Source organism: Rubripirellula tenax, from assembly GCF_007860125.1.
Classification (GTDB): domain Bacteria; phylum Planctomycetota; class Planctomycetia; order Pirellulales; family Pirellulaceae; genus Rubripirellula; species Rubripirellula tenax.
This window is the reverse complement of record NZ_SJPW01000002.1, coordinates 746,363-772,672: the sequence shown is the minus strand read 5'-3', so window position 1 is coordinate 772,672 and position 26,310 is coordinate 746,363. Positions and strand designations below refer to the sequence as shown.

At 57.0% G+C, this 26,310-nt stretch carries 16 protein-coding genes, 2 tRNA genes and 2 rRNA genes; 8 read left to right on the top strand and 12 right to left on the bottom strand.

Features of this window, described 5'->3' with window-relative positions; translation table 11 throughout:
• Positions 1 to 80: 80 nt before the first annotated feature.
• From Poly51_RS08615 to Poly51_RS08605, 3 genes are all read right to left on the bottom strand, one after another.
• Positions 81 to 1,607: a DUF1598 domain-containing protein gene (locus Poly51_RS08615; protein WP_186775425.1), complete on the bottom strand. Its 1,527-nt coding sequence runs from the start codon at positions 1,605 to 1,607 to the stop codon at positions 81 to 83.
• Between the two features lie 29 nt (positions 1,608 to 1,636).
• The gene (locus Poly51_RS08610) at positions 1,637 to 2,377 is read right to left on the bottom strand and encodes an arginyltransferase (protein WP_246114356.1); all 741 of its coding nucleotides are present in this window, start codon (positions 2,375 to 2,377) and stop codon (positions 1,637 to 1,639) included.
• A 226-nt stretch (positions 2,378 to 2,603) separates the two neighbouring features.
• Entirely contained in the window at positions 2,604 to 4,013 is a 1,410-nt protein-coding gene (locus Poly51_RS08605; RefSeq protein WP_246114355.1) for a DUF1598 domain-containing protein, read from the bottom strand.
• Positions 4,014 to 4,306: 293 nt separating this feature from the next.
• Here Poly51_RS08605 and gnd point away from each other — a divergent pair, with 293 nt between their 5' ends.
• The gene (gene gnd, locus Poly51_RS08600; RefSeq protein WP_146456308.1) at positions 4,307 to 5,785 is read left to right on the top strand and encodes a decarboxylating NADP(+)-dependent phosphogluconate dehydrogenase; all 1,479 of its coding nucleotides are present in this window, start codon (positions 4,307 to 4,309) and stop codon (positions 5,783 to 5,785) included.
• A 215-nt stretch (positions 5,786 to 6,000) separates the two neighbouring features.
• On the opposite strand, the gene Poly51_RS08595 is transcribed toward gnd, so the two are convergent.
• Positions 6,001 to 6,699, bottom strand: a complete 699-nt coding sequence (locus Poly51_RS08595; protein WP_146456306.1) for a DNA alkylation repair protein — start codon at positions 6,697 to 6,699, stop codon at positions 6,001 to 6,003.
• Positions 6,700 to 6,790: 91 nt separating this feature from the next.
• On the opposite strand from Poly51_RS08595, the gene Poly51_RS08590 reads away from it, so the two are divergent.
• On the top strand, positions 6,791 to 10,153 hold the full coding sequence (locus Poly51_RS08590) for a DUF4347 domain-containing protein (RefSeq protein ID WP_146456304.1): 3,363 nt from the start codon (positions 6,791 to 6,793) through the stop codon (positions 10,151 to 10,153).
• 70 nt (positions 10,154 to 10,223) lie between these two features.
• Here Poly51_RS08590 and Poly51_RS08585 read toward each other — a convergent pair whose 3' ends face one another.
• A complete protein-coding gene (locus tag Poly51_RS08585; protein WP_146456302.1) occupies positions 10,224 to 10,649 on the bottom strand; it encodes a hypothetical protein in 426 nt (141 codons plus the stop codon).
• A gap of 395 nt (positions 10,650 to 11,044) precedes the next feature.
• Here Poly51_RS08585 and Poly51_RS08580 point away from each other — a divergent pair, with 395 nt between their 5' ends.
• Positions 11,045 to 11,260 (top strand): hypothetical protein, encoded by a 216-nt coding sequence (locus tag Poly51_RS08580; RefSeq protein WP_146456300.1) that lies wholly within the window; start codon positions 11,045 to 11,047, stop codon positions 11,258 to 11,260.
• Between the two features lie 9 nt (positions 11,261 to 11,269).
• Here Poly51_RS08580 and Poly51_RS08575 read toward each other — a convergent pair whose 3' ends face one another.
• The 5 genes from Poly51_RS08575 to Poly51_RS08555 form a co-directional block, all read right to left on the bottom strand.
• The gene (locus tag Poly51_RS08575) at positions 11,270 to 12,259 is read right to left on the bottom strand and encodes an SPFH domain-containing protein (protein WP_146456298.1); all 990 of its coding nucleotides are present in this window, start codon (positions 12,257 to 12,259) and stop codon (positions 11,270 to 11,272) included.
• Positions 12,260 to 12,397: 138 nt separating this feature from the next.
• Positions 12,398 to 13,720: a diaminopimelate decarboxylase gene (locus Poly51_RS08570; RefSeq protein ID WP_146456296.1), complete on the bottom strand. Its 1,323-nt coding sequence runs from the start codon at positions 13,718 to 13,720 to the stop codon at positions 12,398 to 12,400.
• An 8-nt stretch (positions 13,721 to 13,728) separates the two neighbouring features.
• Positions 13,729 to 15,246 carry a hypothetical protein gene (locus Poly51_RS08565; protein ID WP_146456294.1) on the bottom strand — a complete coding sequence of 506 codons (1,518 nt, stop codon included), beginning with the start codon at positions 15,244 to 15,246 and terminating at the stop codon, positions 13,729 to 13,731.
• On the bottom strand, positions 15,246 to 16,532 hold the full coding sequence (locus tag Poly51_RS08560; protein WP_186775424.1) for a sugar-transfer associated ATP-grasp domain-containing protein: 1,287 nt from the start codon (positions 16,530 to 16,532) through the stop codon (positions 15,246 to 15,248). The genes Poly51_RS08565 and Poly51_RS08560 overlap by 1 nt, the downstream gene beginning before the upstream one ends.
• A gap of 174 nt (positions 16,533 to 16,706) precedes the next feature.
• Positions 16,707 to 17,339, bottom strand: coding sequence for a PEP-CTERM sorting domain-containing protein (locus Poly51_RS08555; RefSeq protein ID WP_246114354.1), 633 nt, complete (start codon positions 17,337 to 17,339; stop codon positions 16,707 to 16,709).
• A 475-nt stretch (positions 17,340 to 17,814) separates the two neighbouring features.
• Here Poly51_RS08555 and Poly51_RS08550 point away from each other — a divergent pair, with 475 nt between their 5' ends.
• The gene (locus tag Poly51_RS08550) at positions 17,815 to 19,227 is read left to right on the top strand and encodes a PQQ-dependent sugar dehydrogenase (protein WP_146457272.1); all 1,413 of its coding nucleotides are present in this window, start codon (positions 17,815 to 17,817) and stop codon (positions 19,225 to 19,227) included.
• Here Poly51_RS08550 and Poly51_RS08545 read toward each other — a convergent pair.
• Both Poly51_RS08545 and Poly51_RS08540 read right to left on the bottom strand, forming a co-directional pair.
• Positions 19,224 to 19,775, bottom strand: a complete 552-nt coding sequence (locus Poly51_RS08545; RefSeq protein WP_146456290.1) for a Uma2 family endonuclease — start codon at positions 19,773 to 19,775, stop codon at positions 19,224 to 19,226. The genes Poly51_RS08550 and Poly51_RS08545 overlap by 4 nt on opposite strands.
• Positions 19,776 to 19,856: 81 nt before the next feature.
• Complete coding sequence (locus Poly51_RS08540) at positions 19,857 to 21,809, bottom strand: redoxin domain-containing protein (protein ID WP_146456288.1); 1,953 nt, start codon at positions 21,807 to 21,809, stop codon at positions 19,857 to 19,859.
• Positions 21,810 to 22,164: 355 nt separating this feature from the next.
• Between Poly51_RS08540 and Poly51_RS08535 the strand changes: the two genes are divergently transcribed.
• The 4 genes from Poly51_RS08535 (at position 22,165) to rrf (ending at position 26,287) form a co-directional block, all read left to right on the top strand.
• Positions 22,165 to 22,238 (top strand) — tRNA-Ile (locus tag Poly51_RS08535).
• An 83-nt stretch (positions 22,239 to 22,321) separates the two neighbouring features.
• Positions 22,322 to 22,394: transfer RNA gene (locus tag Poly51_RS08530), tRNA-Ala, on the top strand.
• 673 nt (positions 22,395 to 23,067) lie between these two features.
• Positions 23,068 to 25,979 (top strand): 23S ribosomal RNA (locus tag Poly51_RS08525).
• Positions 25,980 to 26,178: 199 nt separating this feature from the next.
• Positions 26,179 to 26,287: ribosomal RNA gene (gene rrf / locus Poly51_RS08520) — 5S ribosomal RNA — on the top strand.
• Positions 26,288 to 26,310: the final 23 nt, after the last annotated feature.

Below are 26,310 nucleotides of genomic sequence, written 5' to 3'. Positions count from 1 at the left end.
TCGATCAGCTCGTGTCGGGGGCGCGGTTTAGGTGGGGATTTTTGGGTTTTCGGTCCCTTTATCCCTCTTTCAACCGGCTGCTACCGGTCCCACCACCAGTTTTGGATGATTCGGGGGCGGGATGACGGCACATTTGACATCGATTGCAGACTGGGATAGTCCGCGACCGAGGACGCCAGAGTTGCTCTGCCGTTGACCGCAACACCACCGCTGGCAATCAGCACATGGTGCATCGTGCGGCCGTGACGGATCTTGTGCAGCACGGCGATCGATTCGACTTGCGTCGGTGTCCGCATCCACGTTTCGCCCGACGAGGCCGAGTCTGCTAAGTCGCCCATCAGTGCTTGATATTCGTCGGTTTTTGCGAATCGACGCAGCAGCTCGGCCACCGACGCGGTTTGGAATACGGCTTCCAGCGATCCGTACACCGGATAGGTGCTGCGGATGTTGTGAAAGTTCTTGTTGAAATCGGCGACAAACATTTCGGTGCGGAAGTCGGTTGTCAGGTTCCCACGCGCGCCGTCGGCCATCGCACGCTCGTTTTCGCCGGACAGACGGATCGGGGTGCCCGCGATCTCGAAGACCGTTTGATCGCGATCGGCTCGGGCGACGCGAGGTGAAGCGGTGAACCACAATCGCAGCAACAATCCATCGGGCGCGCCGCGATCGATCGTTGCTTCGGTCGCGTCCAAATAATTCATCGCGCCACGCGGCATCGGATGAATGCCAAGTGCCAGTTCTTTCATGTGTCGGTCGGCTTCGACCATCAGGTAACCCAGCGACGTGTCCCCGGGTGTCCCGAAGACTTCGACGCGCTGCATGCCTAAAGCTGTGGTCAGCGCCTCGGCTGCTTTGCCGATCGGCAGTTTGTCGCTTTGAACTGCTACGGCCACGGCGGCCGATCGCTGCAGGCCTTCGGTCGTCGGATCGATCGTGCATCCGAACGGAACGCCCGAGATTGTTGACGATAGACACGACGCCAAAAAATCGAATCGCAACGTGCCTCGCATCGACGCGCGATCGCGAGGGATGCCAGCGACGGTTTCGATACCACCGACGGGACCGGCAATCACGATGTCGTTGTTTTCGGCGTCCAAGAAGATGTACTTCACTTCGGAAAGACCGGCCATGTATTGCATCGACGGACTTGCCGGGGTTCCCGATGCCCGACGGCGTTGGTTCTCGAGAGCCAAGCGCTTTAAGGACACACATCGAAGCGTTGATGGTGCCATCCACGGATCGTCGACGGCGATTGTCGCTTCGCGGCCCGAAAGCAACATGGCTTTCAAATTGGCGGCTTGATCGTCACCGGCGGCAGTCTCGCAAACTCGCACGGTGCCGGCGGCGTCGACATAAATCCCTTGGGAGTACTCGCGCATCGTGCTGGGTCCGCCCAGCAGATCCCACGTGTCGGGAACGACGGTCGTTTGGATCAGTTCGATCAACGAATCGAAGTTCGCAAACGAAGCGCCGCCGGGGGCGAGTATGGAATCGGTTTGCGCGGCGTCGCCCGGCGTCGCATCTCGATTGCGGGACTCGTCTTGCGCGGCGATGGGGCTAAAGCAAGCCACAGCCAAACAGACCCATAACATCGATCGAAATCGCATCGGCAATTCTCTTGGAATAGGAGTCGTTATCATGAAAATTCGATCCACTGATCGCCCACCAATCGTTGTTGGGGCGCGAAACGAGCTTTGTAATTAAGGTGGGCGTTGTCCGCGACATACATGCCCAAATAGACGTAGCGACGGCCGTACTCTTTGGCCCACTGAAACTGTTTCATGATCGCATAGGTACCCAAACTGTACCGACTCGCGGCGGGATCAAAGTGTGTGTAGACCGCCGAGATACTGTCGTGCCCGATGTCGACAATGGCGATCGCGACCAGTTGTCCGCCGTGATAGATGGCAAGCTCGCGAGTCTCGCAACACGTATCGGCCAGAAATGCGCGATAGGTTTCGTTGGTGACTTGTTCGCCGTCGGAAGCCAAGTGCCGAGTCTGGCGATGCATGTTGAATAGCTTGATGCGATTTGCATCAACACTGGGCATGCCCCAATAGCATTCCAATTCGCGGTCGCCTCGATTGACCACCCGTCGCATCGATGAGGTCATCTGGAAAGTACCGACGTCGACGCGGGTCGGTTTGCATTCACTGCATTCGGGACATTCGGCGCGGTACAAAAAATCGCCGCTGCGACGATAGCCAAGTGCTAGCCATTCGTCGGTGACGCGAGGCGTGACTTTGCCGATCGGCAAACGTAGCGGCATCCGAGCAACCGTTTTGTCCAAGTACGGACATGGCTGCAATTGGTCTTGCACGACGACCAATCGGCAAGCCGTTTGCGTCGAACGGATCGGACTCTCGGGATGGCTCACCGGCTAGGCTCTGCGAAATGATTTCGACAAGACGAGGTGAAGACCGGGGCTGATCTTAGAAAGTGGGTCTACTGTGCGACAAAGTCCCGGCCAACATCCTTTCATCGTATCCGATGTGGCAATCCGATTGCCAAACAATTTTTCGGGCCGCGCAAAAGGAAAGCGGGCGAATCAGAACTACTGACTCACCCGCTTTGGTATTCTCAAACGGTGATGTTGACGGAACTCAGTCCCACCACCATTGGCCGTTTGCTAGATCGGCTGGGCCGGCCGATTGCTTGGCTTGTACGTTTTCGCCGTTCGCGTCGATCTTCAAATTTTCCTTCGACAGGGCGATCCGTGGTTGCATTTGCACTCCGCCGCCCAGTGGCGTCATCAGGGTGTTGCCCTTCCAAATGGCATTGACGGCGGTTTCGACTTGTTCGGGTGACGTGTAGGTTTCGACCGATACCTTGGATTCGTCCATCAGAACGCTGGCGTCCCAGGAAGCTTGACCATAGAAGTCTTGTTCTTGGATGTACGCGGCGGCGATCGCGACGTCGATCAATTGGCGAAGTTCGCCGTAAATGCGGACTCGCGACGCGATCAGGTTGAAGTTTTCGGTGAAGTCACGGCAAAACGCTTGGCTGGCCGCGTTGACGCGTCCGCCTTTGACTCGCTGGCCGCCGGCGGCGACTCGCTCGTTGGCACCGACCAATTGGACGCCGCGCTCTTTGATCTTCATTGCCAGCCCGTCTTCGCTGACGGCGACACCGTCATAGTTGGGTTGGAAGTACCAACGTTCCATTGCGTTGGCAGCGACGCTGGCGGGACTGGCCCGATCGACATAGCTTTGCAAGCGGACGGGAAGTTTTTCCAAGCCGATGCCGACCAGTTTCATGCGATAGTCGGCTTCGACCAAAACGCGGGCAAAGTGGGTGTCGGTCGGAATGCCCTGAAAAGTAACCGTTTGCAGTCCGAGGTTGTTCTTCAATCCCATCGCCAAGCGGTTGGCGTCGCTGGGTTGGACTCGGCCGCGTACCGATGACAGGAAGTTCTGCATCGCTTGCAGGCCTTCGGTAGTCGGATCGATCGAGACGCTGATGACAGACGTGGCTTTCTGACCAGGTGCATAAGCACGCATCGCCGTGACCATGTCCTCGAGCAGCACGACCGGGCGACCGGTTTCCATGCCGATCAAGCGGTCGGTCGGGTCGGCAAAGAAGCCTTCGGCCGGACCAGCAATCACAATGTCTTGAGTTTCGGGGTAGTAGAAGACGTATTCGACGGCCGTCAAACCGGCCAGCGCTTTCATCTCGTCTTCGATGCTTTGCCCGGCCGCCATTCGATCAGCGATAGCGGCTTCCAAGCGATTGAGCGAAATTTTTCGCAGTTTGCTCGGCTGCATCACGTTCGCTTCGCCGGCACCTCGTTGGGCCTTGGCGGCTTCGAAACGCTGGACGGCGACGCGGGGGTCAAACTGCTTCACTCGCAGAACACCCGTTGCGTCGACATCAATCCCTGCGATTGGTTGGCCAATCAAGGATGTGGTCTGATTGTTATTGCCACCGCCGGCCTGGGCATGCAGATACGGCGATGTTGCCACGGAAAGAGCGGCCACAGCGGTCAAAGCGAAGATGCGTTGGATCATGTTCATCGAATCATGTTCATCAAAGGGAACGCCGGAAATCGAACCGGAAATAGGGGGCTCGCGCAGCAATCCCGCGAGCTTTCCCATTGACGATAATCCGCCGCCGGCCATTGAGCAACAAAACAAGCGGGCCGATTAGGCAAACAAGGCGACTTTGCCCGGGAATTTCTGGTGGTGCCGGATTTGATGATTCTTTGCCCGCCCCGAACCGACGCGGGGTGCATGCTGTTCGCATGGCCTGCCAGAGCCTAAAATTCGCGGAAATCCTAACTGTCTTTCCCCCAACCTTGGAAAATATGATGAGCGGCGACTGTGATTTTGGTCTGATTGGTTTGGCGGTCATGGGTGAAAACCTAGCTTTGAACGTCGAAAGTCGCGGCTACAAGGTCGCCGTTTACAATCGCACGACGGAAAAAGTCGATGCTTTGATGGCCGGTCGGGCCAAGGGGAAGAACTTCGTCGGTACCCACACGATCGAAGAATTCGTCAAAGCGGTCGCCCGCCCCCGCAAACTGATGATGCTGGTCAAAGCCGGTCCTGCCGTGGACGCGCTGATCGAACAATTGCTGCCGCATTGCGATCCGGGCGACATCATCATCGACGGCGGGAACGAGCAATACCAAAACACCGAACGTCGCACGAAGCAAGTCGAAGCGGCCGGTCTGCTGTACGTCGGTTGCGGAGTCTCGGGCGGCGAAGAAGGCGCGTTGAAGGGGCCCAGCCTGATGCCCGGCGGTAGCGCCGCGGCGTGGCCCCATGTCAAAGAAATGTTCCAAGCGATCGCCGCAAAAGTCGGTCCCAACAACGACATTCCATGTTGCGAATGGTTGGGCAGCGGTGGTGCAGGGAACTACGTCAAAATGGTTCACAACGGCATCGAATACGGCGACATGCAGTTGATCTGCGAAGCCTATCAGTTGCTGCACGAACTGGGCGGGCTGACCAACGACGAACTTTATGACGTGTTCGACGACTGGAACCGTGGCGATCTGCAAAGCTACTTGATCGAAATCACCCGAGACATCTTCAGCGTGAAAGACGACCAGGGCGGCAGCGATCACTTGGTCGACAAGATCATGGACGTCGCCGGCGCGAAGGGAACCGGCAAATGGATGAGCCAACTCGCGCTCGACCTAGGCGTACCCAGCACGCTGGTCACCACCGCTGTGTTCGCGCGCGGTTTATCGGCTCAAAAAGACGCTCGTGTTCGCGCATCGAAGCGACTCAACGGACCGTCGGCAAAATCGAATCCTGAAATGCAGGCGATCGCCAAGTCGTTGGTCGGCGATCGTGCAGAGTTTGTCGAAGCGGTTCGTCAGGCGTTGTACGCGTCGAAGATCGTTTCGTACGCTCAAGGCTTTGTGCAGTTGCAAGCGGCTTCGGCCGAGCACGGTTGGGGACTCGATTACGGTGCGGCGGCCCTGTTGTGGCGTGGCGGTTGCATCATCCGGGCCAAATTCCTGGACCGAATCAAAGAAGCGTTCGACGCGGACGCCAATCTGGAGAACCTGTTGATGACGGACTTCTTCGAAAAAGCGGTCGAGGACTCGCAAGAGAAGTGGCGCAAAGTCGTTGCCGTGGCATCCATCATGGGCGTTCCGGTTCCGGCGTTTAGCACCGCGTTGTGCTACTACGACGGATATCGCATGGAGCGATTGCCTGCCAACCTGCTGCAAGCCCAACGCGACTACTTCGGTGCCCACACGTACCAACGCACCGACAAAGACGGCACGTTCCACACCGAGTGGATCCAATTGCGAAAAGAACCGAAAGCCTAGTTCGGGTAACCCTGCGTGGACCCGCGACGGTGCTCGCGGGACGTTGGCTGCAAAGCAGCCGACGAAGACACAAAGTACACCCTGCGAACGGATTCACAGGGCCACGCAGGGTGATTCAAAACGGGTAACCCTACGTGGACCCGCGACGCCGCTCGCGGGACGTGAACTGCAAAAGGAGTTCGGTTCCCTGTCACGGCGTGCCCGGGGGCACGTTGTCACTTCGGGTCTGCAAACTTCTTCTTCAAATGGTCGCTGGTCAGATGCTTCATCAGATCCATCGACTCGCATTGGTTATCGTCGCCATAATCGATCTCGATATGCCCGATCGCTTTCGCGGCGGCAATGGCGGCTTTGTTGAGTTTCTGATTCCGCTTGCCAATGCCTAGCAGCGCCGTCGTCATCGCTTCCTGCACCCACATCTCTTCGCCGGCGATCGTTTTACGAATTCGATTCACCAGGGCAATCAGATAGGCATCGTCCATCCCCTTCGGGTTTTTCTTGGACAGTTCATAAATCAATCCGTATCCGCATCGTCGACGGACGGGATCGGAGCTATGGGTCCATTGGTCCGCCAACTCAAAAGCGAACTTCGTTTTCGATAGCGTCGCATCGCATGAGGAAAAAACGTGCGACAACATCCCGTGGTGAAGTTCGTCCACCTGCTGCTCTGCCTGCTCGGCCGTCATTTCCTTGGGGTCGTCGATCAATAGACCGATGATCCGAGCCTCGTAGTTATCCGTCGCCCAGAGTTGGCCGGCCAATTTGCGATCCCGGCCGATCTCCTTGGCCAACTTGCGAACCTTCGTCAGGCCGATGCCGAAACTGGTCAGCCCGCGAGGCTTCTTGTTCCAGTGATCGATTCCTCGCTGGTCGCTGTTTTTCTTCAGCAACGCCAAGACTTCGGTTTTCTTCATCGAAGTGATACGCCTAACGCGAGATTGGGTAAGATGGGCGGTTTGTTTCTGTTCGGCCGAGGCCGAAGTCGACCCCAATGGAGCCCACATCGTGATTCGAAGCAACCGAAAAGCCGCTCCCGGAAAGTCCTTTCTTCGCCGCAGTCGTCGATGGTCACTTCAGTTGTTGGAACAGCGGTTGATGTTGGCCGGCGACGCCGGGCACGCCGTTGCGGCGCCTGTCGTGGGAGACTCAGTAGCGGATGATGCGGGGTCCGATGCCACGGATTCGATGACAAGCGATGACGGGACGATCGTCACAAATTCGTCGACACGGTCTTTGGTTTTTGTCGACCCAAGCGTACCCAACTTGGAAACGCTGTTGGCGGGCGTCGATCCGGCAAGCGAGTTGGTGTTGCTGACCCCCGACGCGCCGGGCGTTGAACAGATCACGCGAGCGCTCGCCGGTCGCAAGGATTTGCAAAGCGTTCACATTCTGGCACACGGTGCGTCCGGTTCGTTGCAGATTGGCAACTCGATCGTGACCGAATCGACTCTCGTCCAGCACCAACAACTCGTGCGAGAGTGGTCGCGTTCGATGGCGGTCGGCGCCGATCTGATGCTGTACGGTTGCCACGTCGGCCAAGGCGAAGCGGGGACACGCTTCGTCAATCGACTGGCCCAATTGACAGGCGCTGACGTCGCCGCGTCGATCGATGCGACCGGCGCCGCAGCAAAAAGCGGGGACTGGGAATTGGAACGCGTTGTGGGCTCGATTGAGTCATCGTTGGCGATCACCGAAGTGGGGCGGCAAGACTATCAAGCGACACTCGCGATCACGATTCGCGCTGCCGGAGTCACGAACGAAGAAACGATGGTGCTGCAAGTTGGCGGTGCAACGGTCGCGACGTTCAGCAACGTCGGCGGCGACGCGTACGCAGGACAGTTTCAAACCTATACCTACGACGTTGACGGCGTTAGCGCAGGTGACGTTCGCATCGCGTTCACGAACGACTTGTACGACGACGTCGCGGGCATTGACCGCAACCTGCGAATCGACAGCATCACGATCGATGGAACCACGTTCCAGACCGAATCACCGACCGTATTTTCCACCGGCACGTGGTTGCCCGCCGACGGTGTCGTTGCTGGTTTTCGCCAGAGTGAGTTCTTGCATACCGACGGCTACTTCCAATTCGCCCCGTCCACCGGCGGCGACGGATCGTTGATCCAAATTCGCGCCGCGGGGTCGACGGGTGAAGAGAGCGTTCAATTGGAAATCGATGGCGTCGTCGTCCAATCATGGGACAACATTGGAACGGCTGCGACGAACCTTTCCTACCAAGCCGCTGAAACCGTCACCGCCGACCGTGTGCGAGTTTCATTTACCAACGATTTGTATGATCCCGACAACGGCATCGATCGAAACTTGACCGTCGACTCGATCAACATCGACGGCGCATCGTTCCAAACCGAAGCGGCCAACGTTTACTCGACCGGTACATGGTTGCCAGCCGACGGCATCGTCGCCGGTTTCCGGCAAAGCGAAACGCTGCATACCAATGGCTACTTCCAATACGCCGCCACCCCCGTCGATCCCGACAACCCCGGGGCGATCAGTTTGACGCTCGATTCCTTGACGGTTGACGAAGGGTTGGGCACGTTGAACTTTGTCGTCTTCCGCGAAGGCGGCGCCGACGGCGCGGTGTCGGTGAACTACGCCACCAACGTGGGCACCGCCGACGGCAACGACTTTCAATCCGTTTCGGGAACTTTGACGTTTGCAGATGGAGTCACCGGCCAACAAATCTCATTGCAGATCGCGGATGACGATGCGGTCGAGTCCGATGAATCGTTTTCGCTGACCCTTAGCAATCCCACCGGCGGCGCGACGCTTGGCAGCATCGTGACGCAAGTGGTGACGATCACCGACAACGATGAAGTCTTTGCGGGGATCCTCTTCGAAGACAGCTTCGAGGGTTCGTCCAACTGGACCACCGACCCTGATGGCACCGACACCGCCACCACCGGGCAATGGGCCGCCGGCGCCGCACAAGCAACGTCCAGCGGAACGACAACGTTGCAATTGGGTCAAGGACGGACGGGTTCTCGGGCGCTGGTGACGGGACTGGCCGCCGGCAGCAGTGTCGGATCCTATGACGTCGATTCGGGCGTGACGACGGTTGTCTCGCCGGACATCGCATTGCCGACGGGCGCCGAAGTTCAGCTTTCGTTCGGCTATTACTTGGCTTACTTGAATAACGCCACAAGCGATGACTATTTCCACGCGTCAGTGATCGCCGGCGGCGTCGAAACCGAAGTCTACGCCGATCACGCGCACGGCGCGAATCAATCAGCCGCTTGGACCGATGTTATGCTGGATCTTTCGGCATGGGCCGGCCAAACGATTCAACTTCAGTTCGCTGCCGCCGACGCGTTGGGCGCCAGCCTGATTGAAGCGGCCGTGGACGATGTGGTGGTCGAAGTCTTGCCCGTGTTGCCGGGTACGATCACCATCGCCACGACCGGCGTGAACTTGGACGAAGCCGCCGGTACCGCGACCGTCGTCGTCCAGCGAAACAATGGCCGCGTCGGAACGGTCACGGTCGACTACGCCACAAACGTGGGCACCGCCGACACCGCCGACTTCACGCCGGTCGCTGGAACGTTGACGTTCGCCGACGGACAATCGGAACAAATCGTCACGATTCCGATCATCAACGATTCGATCGTCGAATCGCTCGAATCGTTTTCGTTGGTGCTTTCCAATGCGACCGGGGGTGCCGTGATCGGCAGCGACAATACCGCCGTGATCACGATCGCTGATAACGACAGCACGACACCAGATTACTTACCCGATTTGACGCCGATCGCATCGACGTTGTTGGAAAACTTGAGCATCGACCGCAATGAGATTCCCGGTCGGACGTTGCTTCGCTTTTCGACGGAAGTTGCCAACGCGGGTGACGGACCTTTAGAAATTTGGGGCGGATCGACATCGGGCAACTCACAACAGGTGTTCCAACGCATCTATCAAGCCGATGGTGGCTATCGCGATCAATTGGCCGGTGAGTTCGTCTATCACCCAAGTCACGGACACATCCATTTCGAAGGTTTCGCTACCTACGACTTGGTGTTGACCGATGCCAGTGGCAACATTGTCGCCAGCGGCGGTAAGACCAGTTTTTGTCTGATCAATATTCGCCAACCGCTTCCCACAGTGACAGCCGACGCAGGACTCGTTCACGGTCGCGGCGGCAACTCTTGCGGCAATGTGCAAGGGATCAGTACAGGCTACTCCGACGTGTACTCGGCATCCCTGGATGACCAGTGGATCGATGTGACGAATGTTGCCAACGGCCAATACTGGTTGCAAATCACGACCGATCCAGAGAACAACATCCAGGAAACGGACGAAACCAACAACACGCAGCGCGTCGCCGTGACCCTAAGAGATGGTCAGATCATTGGGTGACATGGATTGATCCGACCGAAAATGGGGTTGGCCCGAACGCAATCGGACGGGTGGAATCGGGCCGGCCGTTCTAGCTGGCCAAGACGCTTAGGAACTGGATGAACGCCGAATCGTCATCTTGATTTCGATGATTCAACGCGTTTCGAACCAAGCCTTGCAAGGCATCGCGATACTCGCGTTCGGAAACGTCTTCACGTTGGCTGATCGCTTCAAACCGCTGACTCAGCAATTGGGCTTCCGCCGAGCTGGGGGTTCCACCAGTCAAGCACGATCGCATAGCGGTGAGGACTTCCGAGTCCCGGAAAGTCCTTTTGTCGTCCAACTTCAAAATTTCGACGATGCACAAGCCTGTCACGTCGACTCGGTTGGTCGATGACGAGTCCTCGTCTCCATAGGCTACCGCCGAATTGGCGGTACTTGCCGAGGCCAGCGGTCGCCGAGCCCGACGTCGGTCGGCTGCCTTGAGTCGTCGCTTCAAATCATCATTTTTCGACATCACTTGGCTCGTTTTTTCCTTCAGCGGCGGGCAAAGTCGCGCAATCCGCTACGTGGAGCGAGATTACACCAGGTCAGTCGGGACGCCGTTGGCTTTGGATAGCGGAGTACCGGACACCATTAAGAAGCGTAAACGGTAAACAGAGACCGCCCTTCCGTGCAGGGCAAATTCCTGAATTCTTCTTTTTCTTTGAAGATTTCGGATCTCGCCGTCACGGTTCTGCTTTGTGACCTAGGGTTCAGATGCGAGTGATTTCGCGTGCCGGGGGTTCCAAGGTCGGAAAAGTTGAAACGGGGGAACTGTTTCAATTTCCAAACCGTTCGTGCAAGGGACGTCCGAATCGATCGGAGTCCTAGCATGACGGCGAAACCCTTTGCCAGTCGAGACTCCGTCTCATGATCGAATCCATCGGTACTCCCGTCCGTCCGTGGGTGAGTCCGCGGAAGGCGTCGCCAACGTCGGCCAAAGAAGTCAAAGTCCCCGAAGAGAACCTTCCCTCCGGGCGACCGCCTGAGCCTGTCAAAGCAAAGAATGCGGCCATCGAACTGGTAAGCCGGGCCATACAACTTCAGCAACAGCTCTCAGGCATTCACATCGACTATGAAGCCTGACGTGTCGAATCAAGCGCCCGCTTGAATGACCGGTTGGGTGTGTCGGTCACTGCAAAGCACGACAAGCAGATTCGATACCAGCGCCGCCCGTTGTTGCGGATCCAATTCGACAATCCCGTCTCGTTTGAGATGGTCCAAAGCCATTTCCACCATCCCAACGGCACCGTCGACGATCTTCGTGCGGGCCGCCACGACCGCGCCGGCCTGTTGGCGTTGCAACATTGCCGCCGCGATTTCGGACGCGTAGGCAAGGTGGCTGATGCGAGCTTCCAACACCGTGACGCCTGCTTTTTCAAGCCGCTCTTGAATGTCTTCCCGCAACCGGCCACAGATCGCTTCGGTGTTCCCTCGCAGCGATTCCTCGTGATCTTCGCTGTCGTAGGGGTATCGCGTTGCCAGGCTGCGCAGCGCCGCTTCGCTTTGCACTTCGACAAAGTGTTCGTAGTCATCGACTTCGAACAGGGCTTCGGCCGTGTCGGTGACTTTCCAAACCACAACGGCCGAAATTTCGATCGGGTTACCGTCACGATCGTTCACCTTCGAAGGCCGGCTAGCTGTTCGAGATTTTGACTGAATCACTGTACCCGATTGGTTCTTTTGCTCGGGTGTCGATGATGAACCCGTTTCAAAGTTGCGAATCCGCAGGCTGACCTTACGTTTGGAATAGAAAGGGTTGACCCAAAAGAAACCGGACTCTTTGACCGTCCCTTTGTATTCGCCGAACAGCAGCAGCACGCGAGAATCATTCGGGGCAATTGCCATCAACCCAAACAGACTGATGAACGCCACCGGAGCGCAAGCGATCGCCAACAAAATCATGAATCCGCCGATCCCTCCACCCATGGCGACGCCTATGATGAACATCAGGATGCCCAACAAAACCAGGCCCAAAATGCCGAACAACGGGCCCCAACCCGCCATCGGTCGAATCAACTTTTCGGGATGAACCAAGACCGTCGGACGATCGGCCGTCGGTGCGAAAGAATTTGTGTCAGTCATGGGGGCACCATCGATGGAGTAGGAAGCGTTCGGCCGAAGATGCTCGGCCGCTCGGTAACCAGAGGGCACCACTGTGACGTAATCGAGGCGCGCCAACAAGAAAATCACGTGCAGATCACGAAACGGCCTCGAAAGAGGCTAAATTTCGCCCGCCGACCAAAACCGGGCGATGCCGCCAGGGCTTTCCGCCGCTCGCAACAATCGGGTCGACCTTGCTTCGCCGTCGTACCCGATCACGTCGGGGATCCCGCGGCTGCAATGGCGCGACCACATGCTAAGCGTGTACGCGCCGCAATCGCGGATCGCGATCCAGTCGCCCACTCGGGGGCGAGGCATCGCAACGTTGCGAGCCGGAATGTCGCCGCCGAAACACAACGGGCCACCGATGCTGATGCGATCGTCGGGTTCATCACGCAGGCGTCCCGACGCATCCAGCACTGCGTATTCGTGCGACCAGTCCTGTGGCCGGTACACCGGACGGACCAAGAAATCGGCGCCCAAGTGAATCACGGCCATGCACGTGGCTTCCCCCGCGTCGCCGGCTGGTAAATCCCGCACATATTCGACGCGGCTGAGCGCCAGCCCGCACCCGGCCTGGACACTGCGGCCGAATTCGGTGACCAAGCGAACGTTGCCGTCGAAAAGCGTCGGGACTCGGCGACCCAGTTCGGCGGCGTAGGCATCGGGCGACGCCGGTTGATGATCGTCGTCGTAAGGGGCGGGCAATCCGCCACCGATGTCGACGACCGGGACGGCGCGGCCGGTGTGCGATTGAATTTCTTGTCGAAGTGATTCGATTTTCTCGGCCGCGTCGCACAACTGTTCCATCGGGCAACCTTGCGAACCGACGTGGATGTGCAGCCCCACAAGCCACGCGTGCCGCGCGAACGCGGCCAAAATTTGTTCTCGATCGCGCGAGATTGACACGCCAAACTTTGACCCGCGATTGCCCACGCTGGTGTGCGAGATCGAGCCCGCGCCGACCTCGGGCGTGACGCGCAGACCGATGGTTGACGTCGGCTTTGCATCCGAAGGCGATGCCTTCAAAATCAGAGCCACACGGTCAAGTTCGTCGAAGTTGTCGACGTTCACGTGAATGCCCCGCTCGAGCGTCTGGCGGATTTCGGCAACCGTCTTGGCTGGCGAATCAAAGATGATTCGATCGGGCGGACACCCCGCCGCCAATGCCAACGTCACCTCTTCGATGCTGGCGGCTTCCAAGCCCGCGCCCGCGTCCACGGCCGCACGCAAAATTTCGACGACGGGGTTCGCCTTGATCGCAATCGCGTGCAGCGTGCCATCCGGAAAAGCGTCCTGCAACATCGCGATTCGCTGCTGCATCCGAGCAACGTCATGCACGATGACAGACTTGACATCGTCACCCAGAAAGCCCTCCGACGCCAATTTCGCGAAGATCGATTCGATCTGTGGCGGTGAAATTCGTTGATGAAATGCACTCATCGTCTAAGTCATGGGTTGGATGACACCTTGGATCGCGAACGAGCAGCCAATCGGCTCGATCGGTGGCAACGGACCGAATCGCCCAAGGCGTCAATCCGTTCGGCCATTATGGCAAGCCGCGACGTTAGGCCTGAATCCCCATCGTCGCCGTTGGCCACGTCAATCATCAAGGGGGCACCCAGTGCGACCCGAAGCACGTTGCGGCCTCCGCCGATTGCGACGGGCTGGCCCAGATACCAGCCATCCCGCACAAGGCTCCGGTGCAACGACTTGAGCGAATCGCTGTTCTCGCCCGGAAATTCCAACGAAAACACGGTCGGACCGTCCACAATGCCGGGCAAAACGTCGATGTCCACAAACGGCTCCAACAGCCCAACGGAATTCGAGCCGTAGAAATTTTCGCGGACAGCAACACGGAACCGGTCCGCAATCCTCTGGCGAGTCGTCGGCGGGATGTTGAAAAAAGACTCGATTTCAGCCGCTGCGCCTGCCCATCGAATCAACAAGCCGACGTTCATCCAATCGTCGTTGGCTCCGAAGTTCACGTCCCATCGCTCGGGCAAACTGCCGCGACAAAAGTAACTTGCCAATTCTGCCGGACAAGTGCGAATCGCCGACGCGTCGACGCCGGACGGTGCCAGGAGTGCTCCGGCAAACGGCGCGCCGCCAAAAAACTTCGATCCCGTGACGGACACCCAACACCCGCGATCGAGTGCGTCTTGATACGCATCGGCCGCCAGCCGTCCCTGCGCAGCATCGACGACCAACATCACTTGGTCGCCCAGGGTCCGCTTCAAGCGATCGATCAGCGACACCGACGGTGCGTGGATGCCGGTTTTGCTGTGCGCGACCAAGTGAACCAACACGCGATGGCCATGCGATGCGGCTTCAATCACGTTGGCAGTCACCCGGTCGTCGATCTCGATCATCGACAACGGTTCGCCCGAGGGATCGCGGATCGGAATCGATCGCACATCGACTCGGCCAGCCAACAAGCGGTTCACCGCCGCGCCGCGAACCGCGACGCTTCCGTCGGGCAGCAACGTGTCCGCGTGGCATCCCGATGCTGCCATCGATGTGCCGCTGCCGACTTCGCCGGCGCCGACGATAATGTTGGTGATCCGGCAATCGCTGTTCGACGCCATCACCGCCAACGGCAATAGTTCGACGTCTGTGCCGGAGGGCGTTAATGCGATGTCGGTGGATGGTGACAACTGCAAACATCGCCGCAACGTCGCTCGTACGTCCGACAAAATCTGGGATCCGGTTTGCTTCGGGTCGGCCGATTGCTTCAATTTTTCGAGCGTGCGTCGTGATGCCTTGACCGCTCGCCACGAAGGTGACGAACAAGTACAGGACCCCAACGGCATGGCGCCATCGGGCACGACACCGGCGCCGTACGGGTTGGATCCGTCGGGGCCGGGAATCAGCCGTCGATCGCTGCCCGTGGTGGCCAACGTTTCATAGGATTCGCCGTGCCACGTGGTGTCACCACGCAGCATCGACGATGGGGCGAATCGCGTCACTACACGACCGAATGGTTTGAGACGACGGGTGTGACGGTGATCGGCGCGATCACGGGCGAAGCCGGATTCGCCTGCTGGGGTGCCGCGTTTGCGGCGGACGCGTCATCTTCGATGTGGACCCCATCATCAAGATTAACGACCGAGACCGGTTTGCGTCCGTCCTTCTCCCACGCTTTGTGTTCGGCGACGGCGTTTAGATATCTCGCGTCCAACAAGCCACTTTCGAAGCAGAGTTGTTCCATGATCGGGTTGCCACCGTCGGCTTCCAATTCGACCAAGATCGGTCCCTGATCGGTCAGCGCGACGTCCCAGCCTTGGAACGGACAACGCGTCAATTGTGTGGCGGCTGCCAGCACGGTCTTCCGCATTTGATCCCACTGGGGGAATACCATGTCGGTGAAACTGACGCCGGTGCCCGGGTGTGCATCGACGGGGGCGATGCCGTTTTCGCTGCGCAGCATCGTCTTGATGACACGGCCTGATTCGGCGTCGATGCCCGCCAACATGTTGCCCGCTCGCCAAAAATTGTCGGCTACGTTGGCCGAAGCGGGGATTTTCCAAGCCGCCCGGTGCAACGTGCAGCCACGTGAATCGTTGATCACGAACATGCGAACCGAGCTGACGCACGGACCGATGCGAGCTGAAATTTCTTCGTGGGGCAGCAGCAACGTTTGGAATAAGTAGTTGCGTCCCAACTTGCTGATCATGCCCGAGAACGTGTCGACGGCAATTCGTTCATCACCCACGACCACAACATCGTTGGCAGAATCGTAGCCGGTGATTTTCGCCGTCCCCAAGCTGCACCCGGCATCGAACGGTTTGCCGAAGATCGGATATTGGGCATCGTTGCGAAGAAAGCGACCGATATCGGCGCGATTGCGAAGTGAGATGACGCCAGCGGCCGTTCGGTGGGCGTGGACCATCGCTTGAGTTTCGGGGACCGGCAAACCGAGTCCTTTCAGCATCGCCGTCATCAGCGGTTTGTCGTTGGCCAGAATGGTCCAAGGGCTGTCGACCATCCGGCCGCTGCCGCCCAGGAACGACTTTTTGATTTCCGGCGAGTAGCGACGGTCGTCATACAGGCCGTACAAAAAGTATTCGTCGGCGCTGATTTTGCCGATGCCGCGACGAAGCTTGGTCATCTCAAGGAACATGCCCAGCATGCCCTTGCCGGCCGCTTTGGCTTTGCGAAAGCCCTGGATCAAATCGGAAGAAGAAGAGTCCGAGTAATCGAACTGAAACGCAGGTTCGGCCTGCGAAACGTCGGCATGGTTTTCGGTCGACATCGAGTGGTTCCTGGGGGGAGTGTGTTCACTCCATCCCATCGACAAACCATGAGTCCAGAAACCAGCAAGATTGAAGATAGACGATCTGTAACGATCGTCTCGATTGCGAAGGCCTATCCGATCAGGCCTAGGCGCCCATCACCAAACCAGTAACGGGCAACCAGAAGTCCGCGACTAAACGCGTTGCTTACGACGACGCCAAACCATCCCAGCCCCACCAACCGCGGCAATGCCCATCATGGCGAGGGAGGATACTTCGGGGACGGCTACTGCGTTATCTGTCACACGAATGAAATCGATCTCAAAAAAGTTGCCTGAGGTCTCCGATGCCGAGTTTGAAAACGCGCCTCCGATCGGATCGATCCGAAAATTGCTGATCGTCGCGTCGCCCAAGCTACTGATGTCGGCAGTTACGGTGAAAAAATTGTCTCCAGATGCTGCGAAGCTAAAACCTGAGTTAACGATCGTCCCATTCACCTGAACAATCAATCCCGTGGTATTGAAGGCAGGTTCACCGGTTGCGCCGATAAATCCGTCAGTGACATCATCAGTCTCACGGACCCGGAAAGTAACTTCGGACCAACTCGTACCGATTCTCGTCAAGCCTGCCGGATTCAGCACGAGTTGCGGGTCGTTGCCCGTTGCCGTTCCTACCAAGGAGCCCGAATTGGCCATAAGGCCGCTGATTTGGTTATTCGTGTTTACCGACCAACCCTCAGTGCTTCCGCCACTGAACTCAAAATTGGCAATCAAATCCGCAGACGCAAATGAAGGTGACAAACAAACTAGCGCCGCAAAAATCGCCAAACGCTTGAGGTGGGAGTGCATATGTTCATTCCAGGGAGTGTCAGAATAACAAACTAATCACGCAAGGGGTTGATAATAGTCTGGAACCCTGGGGCAAACCTTAACGATTGTGCAAGTTTCCAGCACAATAGTGCCGTCTCGGTCATCTTTCTTTCCCAAATTGGCCGGCACCCGCTCTAGGGAGTGGGTGTTTCGCCATTTCGGGCAACCCTTCGTGGCCCTGCGACTCCGCTCGCAGGGTGCTGACCCAGCCACCGTGAACTGCTTTGCAGTTCACGGCCCGCGAGCGGAGTCGCGGGTCCACAAAGGGTGGCCCGGACCAGCCCGAAAGGGTCTCTCGTCCGGCGGCAATGAAGCCAATATAGCCACTTTTTGCTTGGGGAATCGACGTCGAACGTTACAATCGACGGCCGCGTCCGCCGGACGCAGGGACGTTCGCCAAAACCTCTTCTCTCTCATCTGGAAGGTTTCCGAAATGTCGATCCGTTTTTTGATCGCTTCGGCGATGTCATGCTTTTGGGCCAGTTCATTCGCGACGGCGGCGGTGACCGCTCGGATCGAAACGTACGCAACGATCCCCGGCGGCAACGCGCGGATGAACACGATGACGTCCGACCCGGCCGGTCGACTGTTCGTCAACGAACAAAATGGCGGTCTGTTCACCGTCGACCGGGCGACTCGCAACGTGTCGACTTATTTGAATCTGGCCGACAGCACCCAGTATCCGCAAATCGGTTTGACCAGCAGCGGCGAACGCGGTTTCCAGTCGTTTGCGTTCCATCCCGATTTTTACAATCCGGCGGCCGCCGGGTTTGGAAAGCTGTACACGATTCACAGTTCCACCAACACCAGCGTGACGCCCGATTTTGATCCGGGCGACAGCACCGCGTTCCACACCGTTTTGCTGGAATGGAACACCAGCAATCCCACCGCCGCAACCTTTCAACCCGCCTCGGTCGGAACACCGTTTCGCGAAGTCGCTCGTTTTAAGCAGCCGTATTTCAACCATAACGCCGGTCAATTGGCGTTCAACACATCGGTGGGCCCCGGCGATCCCGATCGAAACAACCTTTACATCGGGATGGGTGACGGCGGCAGCGGCAACGATCCTCAAGACAACGGCCAAAATCCGGGTAACCCCTACGGCGCGGTGCTAAGGATCGATCCGTTGGGGAACAATTCGGACAACGGCCAATACGGATTGGTTGCCGACAATGTGTTTGCGTCCGACGGGGATGCGACAACGATCGGCGAAGTGTTCGCATACGGGCTTCGCAATCCCCAGCGTTTTGGATGGGACGATTTGGCCGGCGACATGTACATCGCCGACATCGGACAGAACTCGTTCGAGGAAATCAATGTCGGCGTCAACGGCGGAAACTTCGGTTGGGACATCCGCGAAGGCAGCCAAGGCGGCACGCTCGCCGGCGCGATCGATCCGGCGGCGGAGTATGCGCACGACGGTTTTCTGGCCAATCCGATCACCGGTTCGGTGGCGATCACGGTCGGCGATGTCGTCCGTGGCAGCGAGATCTTCGACTTGAACGGGAAGCTGTTGTTGGGCGACTTTCCCAACGGAATCATCTATACGCTGGACGTCGACAACGATCCGCTCGGTGGCGGATCGGCCGGGCTGAGTGAACTGATTCTGGTCGACGAAAACGGTCAAACGGTGCGTCTGATCGATTTGATCCGTGGCACACCGGGTAACACGACTGCGAACCGAGCCGACCTGCGTTTCAGTTACGGAATCGACGGCGAGGTGTTCATCTTGAACAAGCGAGACAATGTCATTCGCCGCCTGGCGGTCGCCGTCCCCGAGCCCACGTCGCTGGCGATGGTTGCTGTCGTCGCAGCGGTTTTCACGCTACGGCGTCGCCGCCGCTAGAGGATGAACAGATCCGCCAATTTCAGCTCAGCGGCTGGACAGCACGTCGGCCGCACCGCGCCATCCACCTCGACTCGCCGCCGGTTCGAATAGTCATCCAGCTCGGGCCCCGTGAACACCTCGATACAACGATCGGCAATGTCGACGATCCAATACTCGGGGATGTTCTGCGACGCGTAGATTGCCAGCTTCTCGCCTCGGTCGAATCGAAGGCTTGAATCCGCCACCTCGATCACCAGCAGCACATCATTGCCGGTCGGATGACGATGGGCGTATCGACCGGGCTTGAGCCAGGTGATATCTGGTTCCGGTCGACTGTCATCTGCGTCAATGATGTTTTGGATGCTGACCACGATGGACGTGTCGCGTGTCGATTCAAAGGACCAGCGAGCCAGAAAATTGATGTAGTCGCAATGGGCTGGACCGGCTGGATTCATTTCTCGAAGCTCCCCGTGGATCAGCTCGATCCTCTTTTCGAACCCAACGAAAGCGCCCTTCGCGATCATTTGGTCGTACTGATGGGGTGTCAAGCGAAGCGACGTGCTCATGGGTATCGCTGGGATGCAAAAAGGGTACGGGAAGCGGGCCGCCAGCTCGCGACCCGCTTCTATCTTACACCGCCCGGCGACCTACTTCCGCTTCAGCATCGCCGTCAATTCTTCGTCCAGTTCGGCCGCACGCACGTTGTGTCGCACCACCTTGCCGTCGGGATCGATCAACATCATCGTCGGCAGCGTTTGCACGCCCAACGTTTTGGCCAAACGGCTGGATTCCAGCCCGCCCGGTTCGAACAATTGCACCCACGGAAGCGGCGTTTCGTTCAAGAAAGCGGCGGCCGAATCGGCCGTTGCATCGACGTTGACGCCGACCAATTGCAATCCCGCCCGTTGGTAACTCGCTTGCAAACGACGCAGCAATTTCATGTCCTGTTTGCACGGTTCGCACCACGTCGCCCAGTAATGAACCACGACGGGTTTACCACGCAGCGACGCCAGGCTGAACGGCTTGCCTTGGATGGTTTGGCCTTCCAGTTCGATCCGGCGACCGACGGAATCGAGACGCCGTGCGGCACCCGCAGCCTTCTCGCCGGCATCAGTACCCGGGAACGCAACGGCGACCTTCTTGTAGTACTCCAGCGCCTCGTCTTCCTTGTCCTCGAATTCCTTGCTGAGCGCCAACTGCAAGTAAGCCGCAGCCGTTTCCGCCGTTTGCGGATAGCGATCGACGAATCCGGTCAGCGATTCGAGGTACCACTTTTGTACTTCTGCAAAGTCTGCCTCGGGTGTCTGGCGAACAACGTATTCGGTGCTGATCGCGGTGTAGTCGGCATACGAGGCGAGGGATTCCTCTTTCATCGCGAATCGCGGAGCAACCTTGCGAAGCCGTTCCATTCCATCAGGATACGAACCGTTTTGAACCGCCAGTCCGATCGTGTCGACCAACTGGCGTACCCAGGAATCGCGAATGGCGTCCGAGTCCGCGTTGGCGATCAGCTCCTCGATCACATCGGCACGTTGTGCGTGGAGGTCCGCAATTTCGTTCGGTTTGGTCGCCGTGGACAATTTTCCGTCCACCGCTTCCAGAGCCGTGACCAATTTTTGGGTCATTTCGCCGATGCCGCCTGATGCCGCCATGTTGGCTGCACCCGAACCGCCGGGCGTGAAGAAGTTGCCAGTCGTTTGCGCGATCGGCTCGCCTTCGTTGCCGACCGACGGCAACTCGACCAATCGCCATGCGTCGCCCGATTGGATCAGCGTCCCGACCATCATTTGGCCGCCCTGTTTATCCTGTTCGTACATTGCAACGGCGTTTTCATAGACCGTCACGTCCTTGGTCGACCCGTCGGTGCCCTCGGGGACCACGCCGGGGGGCGAAGCCGCGAACTGGACCCAACGCGCGTCGGGGCCGACGGAAGTTTGGCGTTTCGCCAAAGCGGCGAAATCTCGGGCCGCTCGGTCAGCTTTTGCCATCAATTGCTCGGTCTTGGCCGGGCCCAATCCGAGCGACTTCAGCTCTCGTTCGCCGATCAGCAAGCGAGCAAAGCGGGCGGGGTCGGCGTCACGCACCGCGGCGACCAGTTCGGCAGAGACTTCTTCGGCCGAGATCTGTTGCCAACGGTCGATCTTGCCGTCTTCGTCGTCATCGAATCCCCAGCGGGTTCCGCCTGTTCCCAGCCATCGGTATTGGTCCGCCTTGCCGTTGAAGTCGTCATCGATGTCGCGGTAGATCTCGACGCCGAACTTGTAATAGCTCCACAGATCGACCTTTTTGTCGCCGTTGGTGTCCGCGAAACGACGCAGCATCATGCCATCGGGCGATACCACTTCCCATCCCGACCATCCCTTGCGATCGATGTCCGTGACCGTGCATCGATCGGCAACATCAGCGGAAACGACATCAAAGTCGACCCCGTCCTGGACCGGTTTCAGTCCCAGCGCAGAAGCCGCGCTGGGCGTCGCGGCCACGGCGTTTCCGCCGATCGCGGACCCCAGGCAAACACCCGCGGCGGCAGTAAACAGTCGAAAACGTCGAACCATTACGACAGGCAACGACAAATGATCCATCATCCGGTTGGGGCTCATCAGCAAAACTATCCATCATCTTGAAAGGGGGAATTCGGCAAGGCGTCCATTGTGCCGAACCTTGGCTCGAAAGAAAATGTCGATTCTTGAGTTTAGGCGGCCGATGACGATAACTCGCGGCGAAAGTTCACCCCGCTGAACCCGTTTCGTCGCTCGCGTGTCGAATTCCCCGTGAAGGGCAATTCTCAAAAACGATGCGAAAACGTCGGTTCTGAGGCCTCCTCGGCAGATATCTGATCACGAAGATCGAAATATCGAGTCAACTTCCCTTTACAGCGAAACGAGTTTCCGTACACTTTGCCGCTCCGATCACGTCTCCTTCACGAATCGCTCGCGAATGGGAAAGAAACGGTTCGGGCGTATAGCTCAGTTGGTTAGAGCGCGTCGCTGATAACGACGAGGTCCCAGATTCGAGTTCTGGTACGCCCATAAAAGAAGGAAACAGGGGACAGGTTTTAGGTCACAGGGGCTTTTCCTGTTGCCTAAAACCTGTATCCTGTCTCCTGATTCCCGGGGGTATAGCTCAGTTGGGAGAGCATCTGCTTTGCAAGCAGAGGGTCGTCGGTTCAAGTCCGTCTACCTCCACTCGGTTGGTTTCAGGTTCGGTTTTCCGGACTCGGATCCAACCAAAAATTGACTCGATCGGCCGCCTGTGCAACAAGCGAACCGATTCGAGTCACAAAGGCAAGTTTTTTCAAGAATTATGGCTCGATGGTCCTTGCGTCCGCGAGCCGAATTTGCGAAAACCCCGCCTCGAAGGAAACCAAGCGTGTCCGAGACGACCGCAAGAAAAGATTCTGAATTTCTTGCAAAGACTCGGTTGACGCGGCCAAGTGGCCACGGTACTCTTCGCCCCTCGCTAAGAAAACGACCGGCAAGCATCGCTCAAAGTTGATGCTTGCCGGCTGTTTTCACGAACAGCGTCTTCCGCGATTCGGTCACAAGCCGATAGCGGAAAACTGATATTTGACAATTTGGTTGTTTGGTAGTTGGCATCTAAATAAGAAGCAACTGCGACGCTTTGGGTGACGGACTCCGGTCTGTGATTCAAGGCAAGCAAATAGTTCTTTGAGAAGCGCGGCTGGCAAGAGATTGCTGGCCAATTGAATTCTAACAGGATTCTGTGCGAGCTTGGTGCCCATCATTGATTCGTCTTCACGGGCGTGTCTCTAAGGGAAGCATCAAGCACATGTGATATCGTTAATGTAGGTTACTAACGAGATTGCGGATCAGCGAAAGCTGAGTTCGGGATTTCGATGGCCAATCTATTAAGGGCACATGGGGGATGTCTTGGCGTTGAAAGAATGAAGGGCGTGGAAGTCTGCGAAAATCTTGGGGGAGCTGACAAACAAGTAATGATCCCGAGGTACCCAACTGCTGCACACTGAATACATAGGTGTGTTAGTAACAACCTGGTGAACTGAAACATCTAAGTAACCAGAGGAAGAGAAAGAAAAATCGATTCCGTCAGTAGCGGCGAGCGAAATCGGAATAGCCCAAACCGAGAGGGTTTCCCTCCCGGGGTTGTAGGACTCCAATATCTGATTGTGTGTTGTTAGTGGAATCTCTTGGAAAGGAGAACCACAGAGGGTGACAGTCCCGTACACGAAAATAAACACACACGGTAGGAGCACCTGAGTAGGTCCAGTCACGTGAAACCTGGACTGAATCGACGGGGACCATCCCGTAAGGCTAAATACTCTTCAACGACCGATAGCGAACCAGTAGCGTGAGTGAACGGTGAGAAGAACCCCTGCTAGGGGAGGAATGTGAACCTGAAACCATGTGCCTACAAGCGGTCGGAGCCCTATGGTCTAGCTTGCTAGAAAATGGGTGACGGCGTGCCTTTTGCATAATGATCCGGCGAGTTGTGGTATGCGGCTTGGTTAAGTTCTTACGGAACGTAGCCCAAGGGAAACCGAGTCTGAATAGGGCGAAATTGTCGTATGCTGCAGACGCGAAACCTGTGTGATCTACCCATGGGCAGGTTGAAGCGCGGGTTAAACTGCGTGGAGGACCGAACCCACTTAGGTTGAAAACTGAGGGGATGACCTGTGGGGAGGACTGAAAGTGTAATCAAACCAGGAGATAGCTCGTTCTCTCCGAAATATCTTGAGGGATAGCGTCGAGTAAATTAGTTACCGGGGGTAGAGAGACTGAATTGGATGGGGGCCCTTCCCGGGGTACCCCACTAAACCAAACTCCGAATACCGGTACCCGTACCTCGGCAGTCAGTCCCTGGGGGATAAGCTCCAGGGTCGAGAGGGAAACAACCCAGATCGCCTGCTAAGGTCCCGAAGGACCACTTAGTCACTAAGGAAGTTGAAGTGCCGTGACAGCTGGGATGTTGGCTTAGAAGCAGCCATCATTTAAAAAGTGCGTAACAGCTTACCAGTCGAGCATTTCTGCGCCGATAATGAACGGGAGTAAGTGGTACACCGAAGCAGCGGATTGTAGATTTATCTACAGTGGTAGGAGAGCGCCGATGATCAGATACGAGCCATACGGAAACGAGTGGTGTCGGGGTCATCGGGTGATTATGCCGGAATGAGTAACGATAAAACAGGTGAGAATCCTGTTCGCCGAAAGCCTAAGGTTTCCTGGGGAAGGCAAATCCGCCCAGGGTTAGCCGGTACCTTACCCGAGGCTGAAAAGCGTAGGGGATGGATAGCAGGTCAATATTCCTGCGCTAGGCATACATTCGATGCTGGGACGGCGTCCGGAAAGTGAGCGGTACGAATAGAAATGTCCGTAGCGACCACTGAGGTGTTGGGGGTTAAATTACCCGACATAAGCCAAGGTATAGCTCGAGAGCACTTAAGTTCTCGAAGTCATTGGAAGGACGTCCAAGAAAAGCAGCTAAGTTATGTGTATGTTTAACCGTACTAAAACTGACACAGGTAGGCGAGATGAGAATTCTAAGGCGCTCGGGAGAACGGTGGTTAAGGAACTCTGCAAAATGGCCCCGTAAGTTCGCGATAAGGGGCGCCCTTGGCGGTTCACGCTGCTGAGGGCCACAGAAAATCGGCTCTAACGACTGTTTATCAAAAACACAGGTCTCTGCTAACACGCAAGTGGATGTATAGAGACTGACGCCTGCCCGGTGCTGGTAGGTTAAGGAAGAGAGTTAGCTCCCTCGGGAGCGAAGCCCGCGACCGAAGCCCCAGTAAACGGCGGCCCTAACTATGAGGGTCCTAAGGTAGCGAAGTTCCTTGTCGGGTAAGTTCCGACCTGCATGAAAGGCGTAACGATTTGAGCACTGTCTCAACCACCGACCCGGTGAAATTGTAGTTGTGGTGAAGATGCCACATACCCGCGGTTAGACGGAAAGACCCCGTGAACCTTTACTGTAGGCTGATATTGGGTTGAGATATGTTCTGTGTAGGATAGCTGGGAGACTTTGAGATCGGCACGCTAGTGTCGAAGGAGTCGTCGTTGAAATACCAGCCTGGTCATATTTTAATTCTAACTTTGATCCCCTGAATCGGGGCAAAGGACAGTGTCAGTCGGGCAGTTTGACTGGGGCGGTCTCCTCCCAAAGAGTAACGGAGGAGTGCAATGGTACACTCAGCCTGGTCGGTAATCAGGCGTAGAGAGTAAAGTTAGAAGTGTGCTTGACTGCGAGAGATATAACTCGAGCAGGGACGAAAGTCGGTCTTAGTGATCCGGTAATCCCGAATGGAAGGGTTATCGCTCATCAGATAAAAGGTACTCCGGGGATAACAGGCTTATCGCATCCGAGCGTCCACAGCGGCGATGCGGTTTGGCACCTCGATGTCGGCTCATCACATCCTGGGGGTGTAGAAGCTCCCAAGGGTTTGGCTGTTCGCCAATGAAAGTGGTACGTGAGCTGGGTTCAGACCGTCGTGAGACAGGTCGGTCCCTATCTGCCGTGGGCGTTCAAAACTTGAAGAGGTTCAACTTTAGTACGAGAGGATTTAGTTGGACGTAGCTCTGGTGTACCAGTTGTCGCGCTAGCGGCACGGCTGGATAGCTAACTACGGAACGGATAAACGCTGAAAGCATCTAAGCGTGAAGCCCGCTCTAAGATTAGGTTTTGTAAGTCATTGCGACGAAAGTCCCCAAGAAGACGACTTGGTTGATAGGCTGGACGTGTAAGCTCGGTAACGAGTTAAGCTAACCAGTACTAACGGACGAAGGTTTGGCCATCGATATCCCGCACTCACCCTTGACGCAAGTCGAGGTACTGTTGGAATTCGTGGTCTGAACTGAAACGAAGTGAAGATGAAGAAGTTCAGGTCAGCTTCAAAGAGAATGGAACCGCTAATTAAATAGACGGATCCTTCGGGATCTGACAACTACCAAACAACTTGTCATTCATACGGTGAAACATCCGTATGGATGGCTTTCTGGCGACCATATCGCAAAGGTTATACCTGTTCCCATCCCGAACACAGTAGTCAAGCTTTGTGAGTCGATGATAGTGCCTACCAGTGCGAAAGTAGATATTGCCAGATTTTAAAAAACCTTCTTGTGACGA